Origin of the sequence: Kribbella sp. (genome assembly GCF_035655035.1) — a bacterium.
Lineage (GTDB): Bacteria > Actinomycetota > Actinomycetes > Propionibacteriales > Kribbellaceae > Kribbella.
Window position 1 is genome coordinate 1 of sequence record NZ_DASRVN010000679.1, and the last position, 5,689, is coordinate 5,689.

The 5,689-nt window shown below is 68.1% G+C and carries 6 protein-coding genes and 2 pseudogenes; 3 read left to right on the plus strand and 5 right to left on the minus strand.

The annotated features are described in order from the left end of the window. Both VFF46_RS35495 and VFF46_RS35500 read left to right on the plus strand, forming a co-directional pair. Positions 1-247 (plus strand): annotated as a pseudogene (locus VFF46_RS35495) (hypothetical protein); the annotation flags it as partial. Then, complete coding sequence (locus VFF46_RS35500) at positions 247-1,146, plus strand: neutral zinc metallopeptidase (RefSeq protein WP_325041638.1); 900 nt, start codon at positions 247-249, stop codon at positions 1,144-1,146. The pseudogene VFF46_RS35495 and the gene VFF46_RS35500, both read left to right, overlap by 1 nt. A gap of 33 nt (positions 1,147-1,179) precedes the next feature. Here VFF46_RS35500 and VFF46_RS35505 read toward each other — a convergent pair whose 3' ends face one another. After that, positions 1,180-1,635, minus strand: coding sequence for a GNAT family N-acetyltransferase (locus tag VFF46_RS35505; protein WP_325041639.1), 456 nt, complete (start codon positions 1,633-1,635; stop codon positions 1,180-1,182). Positions 1,636-1,870: 235 nt separating this feature from the next. Between VFF46_RS35505 and VFF46_RS35510 the strand changes: the two genes are divergently transcribed. Beyond that, positions 1,871-2,734, plus strand: a complete 864-nt coding sequence (locus tag VFF46_RS35510; protein ID WP_325041640.1) for a mechanosensitive ion channel family protein — start codon at positions 1,871-1,873, stop codon at positions 2,732-2,734. Positions 2,735-2,796: 62 nt separating this feature from the next. Here VFF46_RS35510 and VFF46_RS35515 read toward each other — a convergent pair whose 3' ends face one another. From VFF46_RS35515 to VFF46_RS35530, 4 genes and pseudogenes are all read right to left on the minus strand, one after another. Continuing rightward, a complete protein-coding gene (locus tag VFF46_RS35515) occupies positions 2,797-3,321 on the minus strand; it encodes a hypothetical protein (RefSeq protein WP_325041641.1) in 525 nt (174 codons plus the stop codon). Between the two features lie 39 nt (positions 3,322-3,360). After that, the gene (locus VFF46_RS35520; protein ID WP_325041642.1) at positions 3,361-3,948 is read right to left on the minus strand and encodes a hypothetical protein; all 588 of its coding nucleotides are present in this window, start codon (positions 3,946-3,948) and stop codon (positions 3,361-3,363) included. A 216-nt stretch (positions 3,949-4,164) separates the two neighbouring features. Beyond that, a complete protein-coding gene (locus tag VFF46_RS35525) occupies positions 4,165-5,169 on the minus strand; it encodes an N-acetylglucosamine kinase (protein ID WP_325041643.1) in 1,005 nt (334 codons plus the stop codon). Continuing rightward, positions 5,157-5,689: pseudogene (locus VFF46_RS35530) on the minus strand (6-phospho-beta-glucosidase); the annotation flags it as partial. The gene VFF46_RS35525 and the pseudogene VFF46_RS35530, both read right to left, overlap by 13 nt.

The window sequence follows — 5,689 nt, forward strand, 5'->3', positions numbered from 1 at the left end:
GGAACTCCAGGCGACCTGCTTCGGTGCGGCTTTTCTCGGGGCCAACAAGAAGTCGCTCGGGCTGTCCGGTAACAAGCTGAAGCTCTGGCAGTGGGAGGCGTCGCACTCCGGCGACGAGTACAACCCGAAGAAGGTCCGCGACCACGGCTCCCGCAAGAGCAACTGGGCCTGGTCCGCGCCCGCCTTCGACTCCGCCAACCCCAAGGACTGCAACACGTTCACCGCCCCTGCCGCCAAGGTCAGTTGATGCGGCGGTTCGGCGCGGCGGCGCTGCTCGTCGTACTGGCGGCGACCGGCTGCGCGCGTCCGGAGCTTGCCGCCGTACCGACTCCGTCCGGGACGCCGACGCCTTTGAAGACGCCTTCACCGACGCCTTTGAGGACGCCTTTGAAGGTGACGACGCCGTCGGATCCGATCACGATCGACATGACCACGGGCGTCGTACACAACAAGCTCTACACGGCGGGCCGGGTGCCAGTGGTGCGGTGTGCGTTGCCACGGCCCCGGCTGACGACAACGGCCGGGCTGGTTGCGTACGGCAACGTCCTGGTCGACTGCATGAGCCGCGCGTGGGCGCCGCTCGTCGAGAAGGCGGACGCGGTACAGGCGTCGGTCGAGCTGATCCCGTACAGCGCGCGCCGCCCGAAGGCCACGCCCGCCTGCACGGACCCGCCGGTCAGTGCCGACGCGTTCTACTACTTCGGCGGGTTCACCGGGAAGATCTGCTTCGACACCGATCTCTACCTCGACTCGCAGGACCAGGAGTTCAACCTGGTCAACTTCGAGCAGCTGATCGCGCACGAGTACGGCCACCACGTCCAGTACTCCGTCGGCATCCTCACGCTGTACGACGAGTTGATGCGCGGCAAGTCCGCCGCCGGCCAGCTGGAGGTGATGCGCCGCAAGGAACTCCAGGCCAGCTGCCTCGGCGCCGCCTTCCTCGGCGCGAACAAGCGCACCTTCGCCCTGTCCGGCACCCGCCTCCGCTACTGGCGCTACATCGTCAGCCACGTCGGCGACGAGTACAGCAAGGTCCGCGACCACGGCTCCCGCAAGAACCACTCCTACTGGACAACCCGAGCCTTCACCTCGACCTCCCCGGCCACCTGCAACACCTTCACCGCCCCCGCCGCCAGGGTCAGCTGATCCGTCCGTAAGGCAGTTCAACTGGCCGGAGCGTTACGGGAGTTTGAGTTTGAAGCCTTCGTGGGTGTTTTCGAAGCCCAGGTTGGTGTAGAAGCGGTGGGCGTCGGTGCGGGACTTGTCCGAGGTGAGTTGGACGAGGGTGCAGCCGCGGGTGCGGGACTCCTCGACGGCCCATTGGATCAGCGTGCTGCCGAGGCCGGCGCCGCGGGCCGAGCGGGCTACCCGGACGGCCTCGATCAGGCCGCGGGTGGAGCCGCGCCGGGACAGCCCGGGGATGAACGTGAGCTGCAGCGTGCCGATCACCTCGTCGTTGCGTTCAGCAACTACCAGGAACTGGTTGGGGTCGGCATCGATCTGCTCGAACGCGGCCAGGTACGGCGTCAGGTCGGCGGTCGAGTCGCGGGTGGCGCCGAGTTGGTCGTCGGCGATCATCGTGACGATCGGGGCGACGTCGGCGGCGGTGGCGCGGCGGATCACGAGGTCGTTCATGGGTCCAGGATCGCAAACGGCTGAAACGGTTCAGCCGGTGGGGTAAGGACCGAAGTACCGCAATGGTGATTGCCTTACGCAAACACTTTTCATTGGTCGCCTCGCCGGGGAGTGTTGTTTGCCTCAGGCATCAGCGGGTACCAGTCATACTGGACACCACTGCATCCGCCCGTGCCGGGGTTGGGGCAGTTATGCGCCGACAGCGGATGCGGGCCAGTCCTGAAAGGTTCATCCGATGTCAGCGTTAGCGATCAACTTCACCCAGCCGTTCGAGAACGCGTTCAGCAAGCTGCTGTCGTTCATCCCGAACCTGCTGGGCGGCTTGGTCATCCTGGTGATCGGCTACTTCGTCGCCAAGGTGATCGGCAATCTCGTCGGCAGACTTCTCGGCAAGGTCGGGTTCGACAACTGGATGGAACGGGCCGGCGTCTCCGGCGTGCTGCAACGGTCGGGCACGGGGCTGACCGCGTCGGCGATGCTCGGCAAGGTCGTGTTCTGGTTCGTGTTCCTGATCAGCTTCACGATGTTCGCCTCCGCGCTCGGCGTACCGGAGATCTCGAACTTCATGAGCGACATGCTCAGCTACATCCCGCGGATCTTCGCCGCGATCGTGATCGTCTGCCTGGCGGCGCTGTTCGCGAACTTCCTGGCCGCGATCATCCGCGGTGCCACCGGCAACGAGACCCTGGCCAAGGTGGCCCGGTACGCCGTCCTGGTGTACGCCGCGTTCGCCGCACTCACCCAGCTCGGCGTAGCGGTCCAGCTGACCGGCAACACGCTGCTGATCGTCCTCGCGGGTGCCGCACTCGCCGTCGGCCTCGCTTTCGGTCTCGGGGGCCGCGAGATGGCCGGGCGCGCACTGAGCAACGTCTTCTCGAAGGACAACCTCAACAAGCCGGCCACCGACCCCAGTGCGACCGACCCCAACGCCACCGGCTCGAACGGTACGGCGGCCTACCCGACGCAGGGCGGCTACCAGGGCAACTACGAGGGCGGCTACCAGCAGCAGCCCGAGCAGCACCCGGCAGCCCACTCCGCCGGCACCTGGTCCAACGGCACCGGCAACCCGCAGAACGGCAACTGGCAGCAGGGCCAGTGATCCAGTAACTGCAGAAACTGTCAGGCGGGCGGCAATCCAACCGGGTTGCCGCCCGTCGCCTGTCAGCTCTTGTCAGGACCGGCCTTGCGGACTTCTTCTACCTTGGTCATGGCGGTGCGGAGGTCGGTCAGCCAGGTTTCGCTGTGCTGGGCGACGAGTTTGACGCACCAGCCGAGGGCGTCGCTGCGGGAGCGGGCCACGCCGGCGTCGACGAGGGTGTCGAGGACCTGGCGTTCGGGCTGGCGGAGGCGGGTCATCACGGGGGCGGACAGCGACGTGAAGACGGTCGTGGTGTCGCCGCAGTGGACGCCCCAGGCGACCTTGCGGCGGGCGGCGTGTTCGAGTTCGCGGGCGATCTCGATCCGGCGTTCGCGGGTGTCCTCGCGGAACTGCTTGATCCGCCCGTCCTCGGCGGCGGAGCGTTCGGCGGCGCTCACGTCCTTGTTCTGCTCGGGTGCGGGGATCCGGCCGACGATCAGGATCTCGTCCCGGTCGATCGCCAGCTCGGTCTCACCCTCGAACCAGTCGCCCGGCAACCGCCCGGTCAGCCAGCCCCGCACCTTCTCCTGCTCGGTCTGCGTACTCATGTAATCATGATTACACCACTACAGCCCGAGCTCAAGCGGTCAGTGGTACCGCACCGTGTAGACGGCGTGCGCGTCGCCCTGCGACAGGCCGACGTTCGACACCCCGATCACCAGCGTGTGCCGGGTGACGTCGTTCCGGTACGTCACGTACGTCGTACCGGCCGCGCCCTCGGAGGCGATCCGCGTCCAGTGCGACCTGTTGGCCGCGGGCACCCGGTGCAGCTCCCGTACGGCGGCAGGTGTCGCGTAGTACCCCGTCCACCTGCTGTCGCCGCGCGCCCAGGCCCGGACCAGGTTGTCCGACCACTGCACCGCGTTCCACGCCTTGGGCTCACCGGCGAACTTCGCGGTGTACGCCGCGTGCCAGCCGTTCCCCGCGCGCAGTCCGACGTTCTGTACGCCGATCGTGAGGTTCCCGCCGCGCGCGTCGTCGTGGTACGTCACGTAGATCGTCCCGGCCGCGCCCTCGGTACCGGTGCGCCGCCAGTGGATCCCGCCCGGCGAGGCCTGCCCGAACAGGGTGCGGGTGGTGGCCGTTGAGGCATAGCAGCCGGCGGCCGCCGTGTTGCCGCTGCCCCAGGCGCGGACGAGCCGGTCGGCGTACGTCGCCGCGGAAACACCGGCCACCGAACCCCGGCAGCTGGCGGTTGAGGTTGAGGTTGTGGTGCCGGCATTGGCCGGCGTCGCGCCTGTGAGGACGAGCGGTGCGGTCACCGCAAGAGCCGTCGTGGCGCCAAGACCCATGATCCTTCGAATCATCATCGACCTCCCGAGTGGATGTGGTTCCACTGAGTACGACGCCACATCGCACCCGGGAGTTTGCCCCGCAACACGGTTGCAATATCAAGCGGCGGGCGGTGGCGCGAACGCTGCGCGTAAACGCTCCTGCGCCGCCGTGCCGGCCGCCGTGTGATCAAGCCCGAGCAGCGCCGCGCCGACCACCGGCGGTACGTCGACCACCCGGGGGACAGCCTTCGGCGCGACGTCGGCGAGCAGCCGGGTGACCCGGTCGAGGAGTACCGGGTGCCGGGCGGTGAGGACGCCGCCGCCGAGTACCACGGTGACCGGCTCGGCGAGCAGGTCGAGCCGCCGGAGCGCGCTGAACGCCATCGCGACGATCTCCTCGGCCTGCTGCTGAATGATGCCCAGGGCAACGGTATCGCCGGCGGCCGCGACCTGGAACAGGACCGGCACCGCCTCGAGCTGCCGATCGGGCGGCAGCTCACCGAAGTGGAACGCCTCGATCACCGCGTCGAGCGACGGCTTGCCGTAGTGCGTGCACAACGCGGTCACCAGTGCGGTCGCCGGTCCGCGCCCGTCCTCGGCCCGTGACGCCGACCAGAACGCCTCCTCGGCCAGCTGTGCGCCGCCACCCCAGTCGCCGGTCACCTTCCCCAACGCCGGGAACCGCGCCGTACGGCCGTCCGGCAGCATCCCGGAGCAGTTGATTCCTGCGCCGCACACGACAGCAACGCCCCGCGGCTCGTCCACACCGGACCGCAGCAGCGCGAACGTGTCGTTGGCGACGTACACGGACTCCGCCCAGCCGCGCTCCTCGAACACGGCCGTCAGCTGCTCGACCTCGATCGGCAGGTCCGCGTTGGCCAGGCACGCCGACAGCTGTTGCACCAGCGGTACGTCGCCAACGCTCAGCCCGGCTGCAGCGGCCGCTGCCCGCACCAGGGGCTCCAGTTGGTCCACTGCGGCGTCAGGGCCGATGTTCTGCGGCTCGAACCCACCGCCACGCGCCGTACCGAGCACTGTGCCGTCTGCGGCGACCAGTGCGACGTCTGTCTTGCTGTTACCGGCGTCGAAGGCGAGTACGCCGCCTGGGACTAGCGCGCCCACGGCAGGTACGCCTTGTTGTGTGCCAGCAGCCTGTCCGTGAGCTCGTGGGCGACTGAGATCTGCCCGACGAGTGGATGCGCCAGCAGCGCCTGGAACACGCGGTCGGCTCCACCGTGTACTGCTGCCTGCAGAGCAAGGTCTTCGTACGCCGTCACGTGTGCGACGAGCCCTGCGTACAAGGGCTCCAACGGGGACACTGCCAGCGGCTGAGCGCCCTGTGCGTTCACCGTGGCCGGTACTTCGATCACAGCGTCGTTAGCGAGAAACGGGAACGTGCCGTTGTTGAGCGTGTTGACCACTTGTACGTCGCCGGTGTTGTTGAGCAAGGACGACGCCAGCGCGACGGCGGCCTCCGAGTAGTACGCTCCGCCGCGCTTCTCGAGCAGTGCGGGCTTCTCGTCGAGCCGCGGGTCGGCGTACATCTCCAGCAGCTCCTTCTCGAGCGCAGCGACCTCTGCCGCGCGGGAGGGCTTGTGGAGCAGCTCCTGCACCACCGCGTCGTGCTGGTAGTAGTAGCGCA